16 protein-coding genes are annotated in these 13,405 nt (G+C 35.2%); 8 read left to right on the top strand and 8 right to left on the bottom strand.

All coding sequences use genetic code 11. The features are described 5' to 3' along the window. Positions 1-304: 304 nt before the first annotated feature. The gene (locus JM83_RS04235; RefSeq protein ID WP_144959679.1) at positions 305-739 is read right to left on the bottom strand and encodes a lipocalin family protein; all 435 of its coding nucleotides are present in this window, start codon (positions 737-739) and stop codon (positions 305-307) included. 154 nt (positions 740-893) lie between these two features. Here JM83_RS04235 and JM83_RS04230 point away from each other — a divergent pair, with 154 nt between their 5' ends. The 4 genes from JM83_RS04230 (at position 894) to JM83_RS04215 (ending at position 3,880) form a co-directional block, all read left to right on the top strand. Beyond that, positions 894-1,223, top strand: a complete 330-nt coding sequence (locus tag JM83_RS04230; RefSeq protein WP_144959677.1) for a hypothetical protein — start codon at positions 894-896, stop codon at positions 1,221-1,223. 3 nt (positions 1,224-1,226) lie between these two features. Next, on the top strand, positions 1,227-2,798 hold the full coding sequence (locus tag JM83_RS04225) for a hypothetical protein (RefSeq protein ID WP_144959675.1): 1,572 nt from the start codon (positions 1,227-1,229) through the stop codon (positions 2,796-2,798). A 6-nt stretch (positions 2,799-2,804) separates the two neighbouring features. Further along, on the top strand, positions 2,805-3,272 hold the full coding sequence (locus tag JM83_RS04220; protein WP_144959673.1) for a hypothetical protein: 468 nt from the start codon (positions 2,805-2,807) through the stop codon (positions 3,270-3,272). Between the two features lie 140 nt (positions 3,273-3,412). Continuing rightward, positions 3,413-3,880 (top strand): hypothetical protein, encoded by a 468-nt coding sequence (locus JM83_RS04215; protein WP_144959671.1) that lies wholly within the window; start codon positions 3,413-3,415, stop codon positions 3,878-3,880. 84 nt (positions 3,881-3,964) lie between these two features. On the opposite strand, the gene JM83_RS04210 is transcribed toward JM83_RS04215, so the two are convergent. Both JM83_RS04210 and JM83_RS04205 read right to left on the bottom strand, forming a co-directional pair. Next, positions 3,965-4,711 carry a uroporphyrinogen-III synthase gene (locus JM83_RS04210; protein ID WP_144959669.1) on the bottom strand — a complete coding sequence of 249 codons (747 nt, stop codon included), beginning with the start codon at positions 4,709-4,711 and terminating at the stop codon, positions 3,965-3,967. Positions 4,712-4,732: 21 nt separating this feature from the next. Next, positions 4,733-5,317 carry a DUF4271 domain-containing protein gene (locus tag JM83_RS04205; protein ID WP_261376881.1) on the bottom strand — a complete coding sequence of 195 codons (585 nt, stop codon included), beginning with the start codon at positions 5,315-5,317 and terminating at the stop codon, positions 4,733-4,735. A 175-nt stretch (positions 5,318-5,492) separates the two neighbouring features. On the opposite strand from JM83_RS04205, the gene JM83_RS04200 reads away from it, so the two are divergent. From JM83_RS04200 to JM83_RS04190, 3 genes are read left to right on the top strand one after another with little or no spacing between them, the layout of a single operon-like run. Next, positions 5,493-6,224: a polyprenol monophosphomannose synthase gene (locus JM83_RS04200; protein ID WP_144959665.1), complete on the top strand. Its 732-nt coding sequence runs from the start codon at positions 5,493-5,495 to the stop codon at positions 6,222-6,224. Beyond that, entirely contained in the window at positions 6,224-7,567 is a 1,344-nt protein-coding gene (locus JM83_RS04195; protein WP_144959663.1) for a dihydroorotase, read from the top strand. The genes JM83_RS04200 and JM83_RS04195 overlap by 1 nt, the downstream gene beginning before the upstream one ends. Before the next feature lie 7 nt (positions 7,568-7,574). Beyond that, entirely contained in the window at positions 7,575-8,054 is a 480-nt protein-coding gene (locus tag JM83_RS04190) for a DUF4296 domain-containing protein (RefSeq protein WP_144959661.1), read from the top strand. Here JM83_RS04190 and JM83_RS04185 read toward each other — a convergent pair. Next, positions 8,051-9,070, bottom strand: a complete 1,020-nt coding sequence (locus JM83_RS04185; protein ID WP_144959659.1) for an NAD-dependent epimerase/dehydratase family protein — start codon at positions 9,068-9,070, stop codon at positions 8,051-8,053. The genes JM83_RS04190 and JM83_RS04185 overlap by 4 nt on opposite strands. A gap of 450 nt (positions 9,071-9,520) precedes the next feature. Here JM83_RS04185 and tyrS point away from each other — a divergent pair, with 450 nt between their 5' ends. Beyond that, entirely contained in the window at positions 9,521-10,810 is a 1,290-nt protein-coding gene (gene tyrS, locus JM83_RS04180; RefSeq protein WP_144959657.1) for a tyrosine--tRNA ligase, read from the top strand. A gap of 207 nt (positions 10,811-11,017) precedes the next feature. Here tyrS and JM83_RS04175 read toward each other — a convergent pair whose 3' ends face one another. From JM83_RS04175 to JM83_RS04165, 4 genes are all read right to left on the bottom strand, one after another. Beyond that, the gene (locus JM83_RS04175; RefSeq protein ID WP_144959655.1) at positions 11,018-11,995 is read right to left on the bottom strand and encodes an acyl transferase; all 978 of its coding nucleotides are present in this window, start codon (positions 11,993-11,995) and stop codon (positions 11,018-11,020) included. A 443-nt stretch (positions 11,996-12,438) separates the two neighbouring features. Further along, positions 12,439-12,777, bottom strand: coding sequence for a T9SS type A sorting domain-containing protein (locus JM83_RS04170; protein WP_144959653.1), 339 nt, complete (start codon positions 12,775-12,777; stop codon positions 12,439-12,441). Positions 12,778-12,972: 195 nt separating this feature from the next. After that, a complete protein-coding gene (locus tag JM83_RS19365; RefSeq protein ID WP_261376338.1) occupies positions 12,973-13,098 on the bottom strand; it encodes a hypothetical protein in 126 nt (41 codons plus the stop codon). 115 nt (positions 13,099-13,213) lie between these two features. Further along, positions 13,214-13,396 carry a T9SS type A sorting domain-containing protein gene (locus JM83_RS04165; protein WP_144959651.1) on the bottom strand — a complete coding sequence of 61 codons (183 nt, stop codon included), beginning with the start codon at positions 13,394-13,396 and terminating at the stop codon, positions 13,214-13,216. Between the last annotated feature and the right edge of the window lie 9 nt (positions 13,397-13,405).

Below are 13,405 nucleotides of genomic sequence, written 5' to 3'. Positions count from 1 at the left end.
TTTGTAGGTGTTTCCAATTATGCTGCCGCATAACTAGAACCGTGCTCCCCCAGCTAAATTTTCTCCTTGGCTTCGAAGATTTTACGCTGGGGAAGCACTACACTGCAAAAAAGAAGTTCTTAAAAACGATAAATATGCTAAGAACCATCATACGTCAATTTCCTACACTGGATAATTTTTTTTTGTCACAGGTCTCAGGCTGACGAAACAACTATAGTACATAAAACGGATATACAATATAATTGTTTATTCCACACCATTCTTAAGAAGTTTTTAAATAACTGCAGTCTTTTGCTCAAAAAGATTATTCTCTAGAGTACCGTGCCCTAACCTCTTCTAAATCTCCATCGTCATCCTGATCTTCTTCAAATAACAAGATAAGGGTTGAGGCCGTTAAATCTATAATTTCTATTTGAATGCTTTCTAAGCCTCCATAATTTAGACTCAAAATATTGCCATTGATCTCATATCTTCCAGTTCCATCAATAACTTCTTCGCAATTCAATATATCTACTTCTCTTATTATCTCCTCAACGGTAAATTCCAAATAATCTTTACCACAATCTTCATGATCATCATATGGAAAAACCACTCCTTCTACAACAGCCTCAACAGGATACCACCTTCCTAAAATCTCACTACTGGTGGTTGTGATAGTTGGCTCATCATCCTTCTTGCAAGAAGTAAATAAGATAAAACTAAAAAGAAGAGTAGTGCAGGTAAGATAAGTGGCTTTCATTTTTTATGAATTAAATTTTTAAAAAGGATTACGACAATAGTACATTATTTTTTGAAAGGATAAAACAATGAGTATGTTAAAAATTATGATTTTCCTAACATAAATGATTTTATATGTATATATTGCTTTTACTTTAACAATTTTAAATATAATTATGAAAAGAAATCTACATTTTAAAATTTTTTGTTTTTTTGTTCTAATAATTGCAAATAGTTCTTGTGAAAAGAAAGAGTTTGACTATATGGAGGAACAAACTGTTCATCAAAACGAAGAAAACTCTGGGAATAAAGGTAAAGAAAACGGAAAAAAGCTCAAGAACCCTTACTCCGTAAAAAATATGCAAAAAGCTTTGGCGAAAGTTAAAGAAAAAAATAAAAATAAAGTGGAAGGCGCGGAGCAATATATTATTATAGATGATGACTATACCGTAACTACTTCACATCTTTACTTAAAATTTGAACCAACTACAGAAGAAGAAGTATAGGAAATGAAAAAAGATAGTTCACTTGTTTTATTCGACTATCCTTTAGATGTAGAATATACTGATGAATATTTAGATAGCCGAACTTCTACTAACCCTGATGCGATACCACAGTATTATACAGCAGTTCCAGTAACAGCGACTGTAACAACAACCATAACTCCTAGAGTTTTGGAAGATTTATATATACCTGAAGAGGATCCTTATTTTGACGACGCCATTAAGGGGTCTGGAAAAGCATCAAAAGCCGACAAAGATGAATTGTTTACACGTTTACTAAGAGAAGCTTATATTTTAACTGAAAATGAAGACCAATTAGATGATAAGAAAGTTCAAAGTAAAAATGAAAATCAAAATAAAGGATGGATTTTTGGAACCCGTTGGACCCCCTCTGGCAATATCCAAATTTGGGACAATACCTTCTCTGGGTTCGAAACTGTTAGAGTATCACCATATTATGAATATTATCCTTGTGAAGGTGGCGATACCACCATACAAGATCCAAATCAACCTGCTCAAATTACACCTATTGATGATGGAGGAAGTACCGGTACTTGTCAACGGGCAGTATATAATTATAAGAAAGTACCCACAGATGGGCAATATGTACCTTTAGTAGGAGCGCAAGTATTAATGCGGCAGTGGTTTACTATTAGACAGGGAATTACAGATGCTAACGGGAACTTTAGCACACGATCTTTAAAAGGTAATGCCAGGTACATCATACAGTGGGAACGTCACCAATATAGCATTAGAAATGGTTCTATTTTTCAGGCAGAGACCCGCGGTCCACGGGTAAAAGAGCAGGCTTGGAACAAAAAGATTAAAGGGGGCGACGATGAATATCATGGCATGATTCATACCGCCGCATACGATTATTATTATGGAAGTAGATTTGGATTAACTTCACCTTCTCAGAACTCATTTTTGAAAAGGCAAATGAAATTAGGAGCAAGGGAACTTGATGGTGAATCATCTCATATTCCATTTTTTTCTATGGCTACTAAAGGTATTGTGCCACAGATTTTTATTAAAGCATGGGGAGAACCATCCGATGTAGTTTATGGCACGACAATTCACGAACTTGCACATTCGGCTCATAGGGAAACAGATAGACCTTCTTATAGTAATATAGTTTGGGATGCTTATACAAATGTATGTTTTAGTACTCCAATTTTTCAATGTAATGAAAATTTAGGGCCTACTGCGAATAATAACCGTCGACTTATGGAAACATGGGCTAGAACTGTAGAAATTGCATTTGCAAATGAACGTTATGCACGAAAGTTCACGATATCAGGGTATGAATACAAATTTAATAATTACCAAAACTTCGGTATTTTAGACGATATTCATTATACCTCTGCCGGTTGGGATATGATTGATAATACAAATCAAAGGTTTCGTTATGGTCTAACAAGACCTATAGATCGAGTTAGCGGTTATACCCTTAAACAGTTAGAAGATGCTTTGATAGGTGCCAGGTCTTGGAACCAATGGAGAGATAATATAAAGAACATGTATAATAATTCTACAGAGCAATATATAGATGAATTATTTGCAAATTGGCCTAATTAAATTACGATGAAAAAAACAATATTTTTATTACCCCTGCTTTTTTTTCTGAATTGTGGGCCCGAAGCAAAAATGTATAAGAGAACTTATATTATTGAAAATGATACTCAGCAAGAATTGAAAATAAAATTTTATTATAAATTTGATGGTTCATTAAGTAATGAATTAAAATTAACTCCAAGAAGTAGTTATAATGGTGAACAATTTGAAGTGGGACAACCTCTTTCAGTTGATCCTAACGCAATTTATCCAAGCTCCTCATTATCTTCAGATTCTCTTGTTATAATTTTTAATAATGAAAAGAAGAAAATTAATGTTGTAAATGATCTTCAGGATGGTATCTTCTTCTCTGACCCTATAGAAAGAAATATTTTTCGTCATGGTAATTATGAAGATATAGGAGGAGACCAGTTTTTATATATTATTACACAACAAGATTATGAAAACGCAATGCCTTGTGATGGGGATTGTGATTAGAAAAAGAATCCTCAAAAAAAGTCCGGTCATGTATCATGCGGGCCGGATTAGCTTTTAGGGCTTAAACTAATTAAAGTTCGGAACTAAAACGATAACAGTATAGCACGTTATGTAGATGAACTTTATAACTATTGGAACTAATGAAAAAAATAGTAATATTTAATTTATTGCTCCTGCTTACTGTGGGCTGTAGTGATAGGAGCGATAAACCAGTAACCTACCGTTTTGAAATTATCAACGAGTCAGGAGGGGATATTAAAATAAAAAGTTATAATTCTGCTTTTGCACCTATTCTGGTAAAAGAAATAAAAATTCAAGATGGTGGATTATATAAGGAAAACTTTCTGAGTAGAAAAAGTGGAAGATCTTATTTATTTTCTGATGTTTTTAATGCAGATTCATTAAAAATTATCTACAGAGATAGGAGAATAGCTAGCTTTTATTGTTATAATATTTTTAGTAACCAGGAAGAAGGTTGTGATGAAGAAAATAATATTTTAGCAGTAGTTGAAGATTATAGTTCTGATGAGGATGTAATTCTTAGGCGATATACTTTTACAACAGAAAATTATGAAAACGCAATGCCTTGTGATGGGGATTGTGAGTAAACAATGGTTTTAAAATGAAATTAAAAAGCCGATGCCCTTTGTTAGGAGGAATCGGCTTTTTTTATTTTATGTAAAAAAAATTCTTTATTTCTTGTTAGCTTCTTTAATGTATTTCTGAAGTGCCATTGTCATGGATGGGGTTTCCGGGGTGGGTGCTTTTATATTGCAAACCAATCCGTGATCTTTTGCTGCCTTGATGGTGGTATTTCCAAAAACTGCGATCTTCGTATCTTTTTGTTCGAATTCCGGGAAGTTCTCAAAAAGCGATTTTATTCCGCTGGGGCTAAAGAATACTAGAATATCGTAAGTAACATTTCTTAAATCTGAAAGATCGCTTACCACAGTTTTGTAAAAAACCGCTTGTTTCCATTCTACGCCCAACTTGTTAAGTATTTTGGGCACATCCGGCTTCAGCATATCTGAGGCCGGCAAAAGGAATTTTTCGTTCTTATACTTTTTAATATATGGGGACAACTCTGAGAATGTGCGCTTCCCAACATATATTTTTCGCTTTCTGTACACTACATATTTCTGTAAATAATATGCTACCGCTTCACTTAAACAAAAATACTTAAGGGTGTCTGGCACTTTAAAGCGCATTTCCTCTGCTATTCTAAAAAAGTGGTCTACCGCATTTCTGCTGGTTAAAATAATAGCCGTATAATTGGTAAGATCTATTTTTTGTTGTCTAATATCCTTGGAGTTAACTCCTTCAACATGAATAAATGGTATGAAATCAATTTTTACTCGTTGTTTTTCTTCCAGCTCAAAATAAGGTGAATTTTCTATTTTAGGCTCTGGCTGAGATATTAAAATTGTTTTCACTTTCATACTAGTATAAATTTAGATTTCTTAGTACTTTGTAATTAGCTTATACAAAATAACATAAGGGGCAATTTCGAGAGCGCAAATGTACAAAATAAAATAGAACCAAAAGCGTGATATTAGTCTGAGGTTTTTATTAATAATCGTATACAGTGTATAGGAGAGCGCAATAATTATAAGGACGATAATTAGATAAAAAAGAGGTAGCCTAGGAATATCACTATACACAAGAAATAGGGATAATCCAAAGATAATCAGAGAGATAAAATTGAGATAGGTTTGTTTTTGGAAAATATAAGTATCTATAATTTCATCTATGTCAAAAACGTTAGCAATAATTTTTTCTACGGTAAACTTTAGCAATACAATAAAACCATATGCGGTAATTATTCTCAATAATAAACTTCCTTGGTTTTCTAAAGTTTGGGATGTAAAGAGCCTGAATGTTAAAAACACAAATAAAGAGACACTCAATATATGTACCGTGAGCATTAAAACGTTAAAACCAAATAAGAGTTTATGCTCTCTGGATTTTATCATTAAGAATTTTCCCGATGTTGCTAAAGAAGTGAAATCCTCGAACCGATTGTGAAATAAGGCCTTCCCTAGCACCAATAATAATAATACAAAGAGAATAATAATGGTAAGTAGGTCGTTTGAGCTTATATATCGTTCTATTGCTTCCAATTACAAATTTTTACAAATGTATAATTAATAGCGCTAAAGTTGAAAGTAAAATTAAACCTGAAAAGGACAAAAATGGTTACATTTGCCCAAAATTTCTAGAATGTCCAATGGGATAATCATTATACCCACCTTTAATGAAATTGAAAATATTGAACGCCTGATAAGGAACATATTTTCCTTGCAGCGCAAATTTCATATTTTGGTGGTAGATGATAACTCTCCAGATCAAACTGCTGCGAAGGTAAAAGAGCTTCAGGCCGAGTATTTTGGTTCGTTGTTTTTAGAGGAAAGACAAGGGAAATTAGGATTAGGGACAGCGTATATCCACGGTTTTAAATGGGCATTAGCTCATAAATATGAGTACGTTTTTGAAATGGATGCCGATTTTTCGCACAATCCCAACGATCTCATTCGGTTATACAATACCTGTGAGAAAAATGGTGCAGATCTTGCTATTGGTTCCAGATATGTAACGGGAGTAAATGTGATCAACTGGCCAATGAGCAGGGTGCTGCTTTCATGGCTGGCTTCAAAATATGTCCAATTTATCACGGGCATGGATATTCATGATACTACTGCAGGCTTTGTTTGTTATAAAAGAAATGTTCTGGAAAGTATAGATCTGGATAAGATACATTTTGTTGGGTATGCATTTCAGATAGAAATGAAATTTAAAGCATATTTGCAGAATTTTGAGATTAAGGAAATTCCGGTAATTTTTACCGATAGAACCAAGGGAAGCTCTAAAATGAGTGGAGGAATTATTTCTGAAGCTGTTTTTGGAGTAATTAATATGAAATTAAAAAGTCTATTTAATAAGACATCAAAATAATGAAGAAGGTTTTAATTAAAAATGCACGAATTGTCAATGAAGGGACAATTATGGAGGGTGATGTGTTTATCGAAAATGGAATTATCGTTGAAATAGCTGATAGTATAAGTGCAAAATCTCCCGATCTAGCAATAATAGATGCAGAAGGGAATTATCTTATTCCTGGAATTATAGACGATCAGGTGCATTTTAGGGAGCCAGGCTTAACCCATAAAGAAACTATAGAAACAGGTTCTCGTGCTGCGATTGCAGGTGGGATCACTTCTTTTATAGAGATGCCAAACACCCACCCCCAGACCACGACCATAGAAAAGTTGCAGGAGAAATTCGATTTGGCAAAGAATTCCTCCTATGCCAACTACTCTTTTATGTTTGGTGGCACGAATGATAACCTGGAAGAAATCTTAAAGGTAGATCCTAAAACCACGGCTGCGCTAAAATTATTTTTGGGCTCTTCTACAGGCAACATGTTGGTAGATGATGTAAAAGTATTGGAACAGATCTTCTTAAAATCCCCTTTAATGATCGCAGTGCATTGTGAAGACGAAGCGACTATCCAAAAGAATTTAGCTGAATGTGTGGAGCGTTATGGGGATGATATTCCCATAGAACTGCACCCTAAAATACGAAGTGAGGAAGCTTGTTATATTTCTTCTTCCAATGCCGTTGCCCTAGCAAAAAAGACAGGGGCAAGATTGCATGTTTTTCATCTTTCTACCGCAAAGGAGATAAAGTTGTTCGACAATAAATTGCCTCTAAAAGATAAAAAGATCACTGCCGAAGTTTGTGTACATCACTTGTGGTTCAATGATTCCGATTATGAGAAGAAAGGAACTTTGATTAAGTGGAACCCTGCAATAAAAACAAAGAAGGATCAAGATGCTTTGTTAAAAGGATTATTGGAGGGGCGTATAGATGTAATTGCTACAGATCATGCACCCCATACAAAAGAGGAAAAGAAAAATGTGTACACCAAAGCACCTAGTGGAGGTCCTTTGGTACAACATGCACTTCCCGCAATGTTGCAAATGCATCATCAGGAAAAGATTAGCCTTGAACAGATAGTTGAAAAAATGTGCCATAACCCTGCAATTCTATTTCAAATTGAAAAACGGGGATTCATTCGGGAAGGCTATAAAGCAGATCTTGTTTTAATAGATCTTAATGCTCCTTGGGCCGTACAACCTAGTAACACGGTTTACAAATGTGGATGGTCCCCGTTCGATGGCGTGACCTTTAAATCCAGGGTTACCCATACCTTTGTAAATGGCCAATTGGTTTATAACAACTTCAAATTCATGCCTTTTGCCCAGGTAGCAGAGCAGTTGACATTTGATAGATAGTAAAAATATGAAGTTTTTAAAGATGTTTATAATTGCTTGTTTCTTGAGTTCCTGCCAGAATATAGAGGAGGTCAAGAAACCCGGTAATTTGATATCTGAAGATAAAATGGTGGAGGTGCTTACAGAATTGAACCTATTGAACTCTGCAAAAAACTATAATAAGCGAATTCTTGAAGAAACTGGCCTTCAGCCAGACACCTATCTTTATTCGAAATATAAGATCGACAGTTTGCAATTGGCAGAAAGCACGACCTATTACGCTAAAAAGTATGATAAATTCGAAGGCATTTACCAAAAGGTGAAGCAAAACCTGGAAGCTATGAAGGCGAAGTTGGAAGTGATTAGAGAAGAAGAACAACGAATTGAAGATTCTATAAGGTTATTGGACACAAAAGACACTTTAAGTATAGAGAGCCTTAAAATAATGCCAAAAGCTATTTTAATTGATAGTCTTGGTTTGCAAGCGGTAAGCGAGGAGGTTTATTAAGGTTTTTTTTCTGCTTTAAATAAGGCCCCAGTTTCTATTATAACGCTTTTTATGGGTGTAAATGAAAACCCTGTTTTCCGCTTAATTTTCTCATTGCTATAATAGGAATGCTTAAACAATGATTTATAATCATTTCTTGAAAGTTGTTTCTTGGCTCCCCATAAGATGTTTGCAATACTTTGGTAGATCCAGCCAACAAAGACCATCCAGGGTTTCAATTTGGTTTGTGGCGCTTTTTTATGAAGGCTTTCTGCTCCCCATTTTAAGACCGTTCTAAAACTCAAGTTTTCGGAAACCAAGATAAATTGCTCATTTTCTATGGAAGAATCCATAAGGAGAATGGAAGCTTTGGACACATCCTGCACTCCAACAAAACCAGTTGTCTTTGGGAAATGATAGTTTAAATCGTTATTTGTTTTTTTGAATAATTGTCCGCTGCCAGCGTTCCAAAATCCGGGGCCAATGATTACTCCGGGATTAACTATTACTGCGTGAAGACCTTCCTGGGTCCCTCTCCACACCTCTATTTCGGCTCCATATTTTGAGATGGCATAATCGCTATGTTCCTTTTCCGGATACCAAGTATAATTTTCAGAAATTTGTTCGTCTCCCAAAGCAAGGTCCATTGTGGCTATAGAGCTGATATGGCACAGTTTTTCGACATTGAATTTTATGCAAGAGTTCACAATATTGGCAGTTCCTTCAATATTTGTTGTTCTTAGCTGCTGTGCATTATTGGCATCAAAGGAGATTATTGCCGCACAGTGGTATACATAGTCCACATTCTTAAATGCTTCATTAAGGGAAGGGATATCCAATATATCTGCTTGAACCCAATCTATAGAATCGAACAAAAAAGTGGCTTCTTTAGCTGGGACATAATAGGAAAACACCTTTTTCACCTCAGTAAGTTTGCTTTCTGTTCTATAGATCGCCCTAACTTTTTTCCCAGACTTCACCAAATCCAAAAGTAAATGTGAGCCCACTAGTCCTGTGCCTCCGGTAACTAATATCATATGGTAAATATAGCTATTTCAACTTAGGAAAAATGGCAGTTATTGGTATCTTTACCGCTGTTTTCTATTGGATAATGGAATATAACTTCTAGATTCAATATTTTATATAAAAGAAATGATTTGTCCGTAAAGTATCCTAAACTAAAAAAGAAGGTCATTCTGAACTTGTTTCAGAATCTCAATACCATGTAAATAAGTGAAATATTAAACCCTGAAATAAATTACCATTGATGTATTTTTATTTATTTGTGAATCCATGACCCTGAAACCAGTTCGGGGTGACGATGCGGAATTGTCGTCATGCCGAACTTGTTTCAGCATCTCATTTCAATGGGAATCAATACGATATGAGACCCTGAAATAAATTCAGGGTGACAAAAGAACTTTTAGGACATAAAACGGATATACATAAAAGAATTTTTTAGAATTAATATTGAAAATAATATACTTATGAATTTTGTTGAGGAAATTACCTGGAGAGGCATGATGCACGATATGATGCCCGGGACCGAAGAGCACTTGCTGGAAGAAATGCGTGCTGCATATATAGGTTTCGACCCAACTGCAGATTCCTTGCATATTGGGAACTTGGTACCCATTATGTTGTTGGCACATTTTCAGCGTTGTGGACATAAACCGGTAGCCTTGGTAGGTGGGGCAACAGGAATGATAGGGGATCCATCTGGGAAATCTAGCGAACGTAACCTTTTGGATGAAGCCACTTTAAGGCATAATCAAGAATGCGTGCGAAAACAACTTTCACATTTTCTGGATTTTTCTTCAGGAGAAAAAAATGAAGCGATTTTAGTGAACAATTACGACTGGATGAAAGAATTTTCTTTTCTGGATTTCATAAGGGATGTAGGCAAGCATATTACGGTAAATTATATGATGTCCAAAGATTCTGTGAAAAACAGGATTTCTGGAGAAGATACCGAAGGAATGTCTTTTACGGAGTTCACCTATCAATTGGTACAGGGTTACGATTTTGTTCATTTATATAGAAATCAGGCCTGCACCCTGCAAATGGGCGGAAGCGACCAGTGGGGAAATATCACGACCGGAACCGAGCTTATTAGAAGGATTGGAAACGGAAAAGGCTTTGCGCTTACCTGCCCTTTAATCACCAAGAGTGATGGTAGCAAGTTTGGTAAGAGTGAAGGTGGGAATGTATGGTTGGATGCAAATAGGACGTCTCCTTATAAATTTTACCAATATTGGTTAAATACCAGTGATGAAGATGCTGAAAAATATATCAAGATCTTTACATTTCTGGATCAAAAAACGATTGAGGAGCTAATAGCAGAACACTCAAAAGAGCCTCATTTAAGATCACTCCAAAAACGTTTGGCTGAAGAAGTAACGATTACGGTACATGGGGAAGAAAATTTTGAGAATGCGGTAAAAGCTTCAAATGTGCTCTTCGGAAAAAGTACTGCGGCCGATTTTAGAAGTTTAAACGAAGCTACCTTTTTGGATATTTTTGAAGGAGTACCGCAGGCAGAAATCGAACGAGCCGATATAGATGCCGGATTGGACATGATTGCCGCTTTAGCCGCTAAAACAGGATTTTTAAATTCCAATGGAGAGGCAAGAAGAGCTTTAAAAGAAAATTCTATCTCTGTAAATAAAGAAAAAGTGGGGGAGGATTACCTTATTTCTCAATCAGATCTTATAAATAACAAATATGTTATCATTAATAAAGGGAAGAGAAATACCTATATTTTAAGAGTGGTATAATGCAAAAGCCCCTAAACATTAAGATGTTAAAGGGCTTTGCAACTAACTAACCAATCCAATATGAAAAAATTCATATAGCTTATTGTAAACAAAAACCTAACCAAAAATTATGTTTACAGTTATTAGTTCGAAAAATTTCTTTTTCATTACACTTTTTTGAAAGTTTTTCTATTTTTTTTCGCTAAAACAGAAAGTGATTTGGTGTGCTTAAAGTACCATTAGGTTGCACCCGCGTATATCGCTGTTATCAAACCTTCCCATAATTCCTACCGAATTGTTTGCGTGCTTTTTACCAAGATCTTGGGTTGCAATAAAAGAGCAGGAATTAATATTTGCGAGATCTATCACATTAATTCCGCCGGTACTATTATTTTCGAGAAAAGATTGTGCATCTTCAGGATCCCGAATCAAGATTTTCATCCAAGGAGGGCAATCAAAAATCCCATTTCCTGCGGAATATGCCTGTGACAATAATTCTGTCATTCCATATTCACTATGTATGGTAGCTACACCAAAACCCTTTTTTAGAATACTATGCAGTTCCTCCCTAATCATTTCTTTGCGCCTGCCTTTCATGCCGCCTGTTTCCATAACTATGGTATTCTTCAGTTTAAACTGAAAGTCTTCTACAAGATCCAATAAGGCAAAAGACACCCCAATAAGTAGCACTTTTTGGCCTTTGTTATCCAAGGAAATCAATTTTTCTTTTAATTCAGCAAGGTTATTAAGATAGAATCCACTATCCGGATGTGCACTTTCTTCAATTAAATGCTGCGCCATGTAAATTAAAGAAGAACCATCCCGTTCCAGATAAGAAGGCAAGAGCGCTAAAACCACATAATCTTCAATATCCCCGTAGAACTTTTTAAAACCTAGATTGAAACTCTGCTCGTAAACCGCGAGATCTGTCACATAATGCTTACTGGTTTTAGTACCCGTAGTGCCACTGCTAGTAAATGTTTTCTGGATAGGTTCTTCAGAAGATAATATAGTATGAGACTTAAAAAGGCCTATAGGTAAAAAAGGAATTTTTTCAATCCTGTTTATCCGCTTCGGATCTATTTTTAACAAATCTGAAAACTTTCGATATACCGGATTGTTGGCATATTGAAATCTAAAAATTTCCAGTGCAATTTCCTTGAAAGCTTGTTCAGAAGAAATAGAAAAGATCTTTTCTGGATCCATTTATGGGTTTTGAAGAAAATGAAGGCAAAGGTAGAAATAAAAGTGATTGCCCGCTATTGCCACAGTTATTACTTTTAACTAACTACCTCCAGGTTTTTCGTCATGCCGTCCCGACGGTATATTAATTTATTCTATGTCATCCCGACACTAGAAGGGATCTCTAGGTAAATTGATTCTGTCGTATTGAGATTCTTCAGTCCACTATGTTTCCTTCAGAATGACAAGTCTTTTTTAGTGTCATCCTCGCTTAGGAGGGATATGCTCTGATATTTTTCAACAGGCAATATTTGAATTGATTTTTAAATTTTCAGTTTCCTACGCTAGATAATTTTTTTTATCACTGGTCACAGGGTGACGAATTATTAAACTCAGAAGAAAGGGTATGCGTTGAAATAAAAAAAGCCTCTACGGTTAGAAGCTTTTTTTATTAGAGGATTTTAAAATTACCTGACCACCAGCTTTCTGGTAGCTTGAGTAACTCCTTCTTTGATTTTTAAAATATAGATTCCAGGAGTTAATTCTGAAACATCCAGTTCTTTCCCAGTGATACGGGCAATTAGCACTTTTTTACCTAGAACATTATAAATTTCTACTTCTTTAGCGTGATTTTTATTGGATGTAATATATACTTTACTGCCAACCACAGGGTTGGGATAAATAGAAAGGCCCTCAATAGGTTTTTCTGCAGTAAACGTAGGAAGCGCTGTGTTTTGAGCTATAGACCTAGGGGCGAACAGCAGAAAACAAACCAATAATAAACTTAAGATGTAGAATTTTTTCATACTTTTTACGTTGGCAACTGTAAATCTACAATAAATAATTCAAAAATGATACCAATAATTCATGCTTGTGCATATAATTAACTATTCATATTTTACTCTCAAAACAAAAGAGATGAGGTAGTTACACCTCATCTCTTTTTTCATTCAAATGCTAATTTCAACTAATTAAAGGACATCCCAACCCGGAATTTATTTTTATAAGCTTGCGTTCCTCCAAGGCCATCCAGATACATCCAGCTTGGTTCCGGGTTTGTAATTTCCTGAAATACTGGCATTTGTCCCGTCAATCTTCACATTGGCTACCGGTCCGTTGTCCTTCATATCCAAATTGGTTTGGTAACCTTCGATATAGATGTTGCTGAATGTTGCCCCGGATTCTTTCTTGAACTGTAGTACAGTAATTCCAGCGGTTGAGATCGCTGTAAAGTTTATAAATTTAATTTTTTCTAATTTTAACCGTTTTTTCTTCTTGGGTTTTAATGATGTAATATCCTTTTGGTAATTCAGAAATTATTTTGTCCTTCTCATCTTCTGTTAAGTTATGATCATCAATAACTTTATTCCCAGAAAAGTCATAAACGTCCATATTATAAATGGTAGAGTTTTTGGATAAGCTCATGTTTGTTTT

The organism is Gillisia sp. Hel_I_86, from assembly GCF_007827275.1.
In the GTDB taxonomy this organism is placed as follows: domain Bacteria; phylum Bacteroidota; class Bacteroidia; order Flavobacteriales; family Flavobacteriaceae; genus Gillisia.
Note: the sequence above shows the minus strand (reverse complement) of the source record. Positions and strands in the feature narration are given on the sequence as shown.

Bases quoted from the DNA above. Each gene is read 5' to 3' on its own strand.
- JM83_RS04235 (WP_144959679.1), bottom strand. From the start codon at position 739: ATGAAAGCCACTTATCTTACCTGCACTACTCTTCTTTTTAGTTTTATC.
- JM83_RS04230 (WP_144959677.1), top strand. From the start codon at position 894: ATGAAAAGAAATCTACATTTTAAAATTTTTTGTTTTTTTGTTCTAATA.
- JM83_RS04225 (WP_144959675.1), top strand. From the start codon at position 1,227: ATGAAAAAAGATAGTTCACTTGTTTTATTCGACTATCCTTTAGATGTA.
- JM83_RS04220 (WP_144959673.1), top strand. From the start codon at position 2,805: ATGAAAAAAACAATATTTTTATTACCCCTGCTTTTTTTTCTGAATTGT.
- JM83_RS04215 (WP_144959671.1), top strand. From the start codon at position 3,413: ATGAAAAAAATAGTAATATTTAATTTATTGCTCCTGCTTACTGTGGGC.
- JM83_RS04210 (WP_144959669.1), bottom strand. From the start codon at position 4,711: ATGAAAGTGAAAACAATTTTAATATCTCAGCCAGAGCCTAAAATAGAA.
- JM83_RS04200 (WP_144959665.1), top strand. From the start codon at position 5,493: ATGTCCAATGGGATAATCATTATACCCACCTTTAATGAAATTGAAAAT.
- JM83_RS04195 (WP_144959663.1), top strand. From the start codon at position 6,224: ATGAAGAAGGTTTTAATTAAAAATGCACGAATTGTCAATGAAGGGACA.
- JM83_RS04190 (WP_144959661.1), top strand. From the start codon at position 7,575: ATGAAGTTTTTAAAGATGTTTATAATTGCTTGTTTCTTGAGTTCCTGC.
- JM83_RS04185 (WP_144959659.1), bottom strand. From the start codon at position 9,070: ATGATATTAGTTACCGGAGGCACAGGACTAGTGGGCTCACATTTACTT.
- tyrS (WP_144959657.1), top strand. From the start codon at position 9,521: ATGAATTTTGTTGAGGAAATTACCTGGAGAGGCATGATGCACGATATG.
- JM83_RS04175 (WP_144959655.1), bottom strand. From the start codon at position 11,995: ATGGATCCAGAAAAGATCTTTTCTATTTCTTCTGAACAAGCTTTCAAG.
- JM83_RS04170 (WP_144959653.1), bottom strand. From the start codon at position 12,777: ATGAAAAAATTCTACATCTTAAGTTTATTATTGGTTTGTTTTCTGCTG.
- JM83_RS19365 (WP_261376338.1), bottom strand. From the start codon at position 13,098: ATGAAGGACAACGGACCGGTAGCCAATGTGAAGATTGACGGGACAAAT.
- JM83_RS04165 (WP_144959651.1), bottom strand. From the start codon at position 13,396: ATGAGCTTATCCAAAAACTCTACCATTTATAATATGGACGTTTATGAC.